Source organism: Sphingomonas colocasiae, from assembly GCF_019880585.1.
Taxonomy (GTDB): domain Bacteria; phylum Pseudomonadota; class Alphaproteobacteria; order Sphingomonadales; family Sphingomonadaceae; genus Sphingobium_A; species Sphingobium_A colocasiae.
In genome coordinates this window covers 1-1,345 of record NZ_JAINVV010000022.1, presented here as the reverse complement: position 1 = coordinate 1,345, position 1,345 = coordinate 1, and the positions used below count along the sequence as shown (strand labels likewise).

General features: G+C 59.9%; 2 protein-coding genes. Both read left to right on the top strand.

Annotation, left to right across the window (positions count from 1 at the left end; translation table 11 throughout):
* Positions 1-87 precede the first annotated feature (87 nt).
* Entirely contained in the window at positions 88-519 is a 432-nt protein-coding gene (locus K7G82_RS29600) for a hypothetical protein (protein ID WP_222994090.1), read from the top strand.
* 60 nt (positions 520-579) lie between these two features.
* Positions 580-1,345 (top strand): IS5 family transposase gene (locus tag K7G82_RS29595; RefSeq protein ID WP_222994089.1). Its coding sequence is split into 2 segments (ribosomal slippage), with 767 coding nucleotides annotated over them: positions 580-904 and positions 904-1,345; the frame shifts between segments, so codons are not numbered across the junction. This gene is flagged as partial in the annotation.

Genomic DNA, 1,345 nt, shown 5'->3' with positions numbered 1-1,345 from the left:
TTAGGCCGTGAACTCATAAATTGAAAAGACTGGGTTGGTCGCCGTCATCGAGTGGACAGGCGTGCGCTTCGTGCGCAAAGTGAAGACATGAAAAAGCTGGCTGCAATCTATGAACGGAAGGGGAAGCTGTTTGTGACAGCGTCTCACCAGACGAAAGCTGGATTTTGGATCGACGATGAGCACGTTGCCTGCCTCAGCCAGCCTACGGATGATGAGTTGGGCCGCGCCATCGAAATGGCTTTGGATCGCTCACAGAATGGCGTCCCGACACCACCGCCCGATGCACGCATCGACAAGCCGCTATTGGCGGCCGCCGGAGTTGGTTCGTGGGCCACATTCATGAAATTGTCCCAACATGTCAGCGTCGTTAGCGATGGGATTTCGCTGAAAGTCACGCCTCATCGTAATTTGGGTAGCAAAGGGGGCTTTGAGCCGGAGGCAGATTTGGCAGTTCCCTCTGCTAATCCCCCATCGAATTTGGGGCAGATAGTTGCGGATTTGCTCAGCCGCGCGGCATAGCTGAAAGCGCAGTTCGAGCTTGGGCTTTCGCATGCCGTCGAAATCTGATTCAGGCTCGGCATGAGCAGATACGACCTGACCGACTTCGAGTGGCGCGTTATCGAGCCGCTACTGCCCAACAAATCTCGAGGCGTGCCGCGCGTCGATGACCGACGCGTGCTGAATGGCATCTTCTGGGTATTGCGGTCCGGTGCGCCGTGGCGCGACCTGCCTGAGCGCTACGGCCCACGCACCACCTGCTACAACCGCTTTGTGCGATGGCGGAAGGCGGGCGTGTGGGACCGGCTGATGGACGCCATCACCGCTGCGCACGACGGCGACATCCAGATGATCGACAGCACCTCTGTTCGCGCCCACCAGCAGGCCGCGACGGTAAAAAAGGGGGTGCAGATCAGTGTCTCGGTCGATCACGCGGCGGCCTCACGACCAAAATCCACGTCGTCGTCGACGCGCTGGGCCTCCCGATCCGGTTCGGCCTAACTGCCGGGCAGACGCATGACGGGCAGATCGCAGATGCGCTGCTCGACCATCTCGGACCGCGCACCATCGTGCTGGCGGACAAGGCCTATGATGCCGATCGCATCCGCGAACTGATCCAAGACCAGGGCGCAACGCCTAACATCCCGCCGAAGAGCAACCGGCGCTGGAAACCCTGCTTCAGCAAGCGGCTCTACCGCGAGCGCAATCTGATCGAGCGCTTCTTCTCCAAGCTGAAGCACTTCCGCCGGGTCGCAACCCGCTACGATAAGCTCGCCGCGAACTTCCTCGCCATGGTCCAACTCGCCTCAATGAGGCTGTGGCTACGGGCTTATGAGTCTACGGCCTA

Bases quoted from the DNA above. Each gene is read 5' to 3' on its own strand.
- K7G82_RS29600 (WP_222994090.1), top strand. From the start codon at position 88: ATGAAAAAGCTGGCTGCAATCTATGAACGGAAGGGGAAGCTGTTTGTG.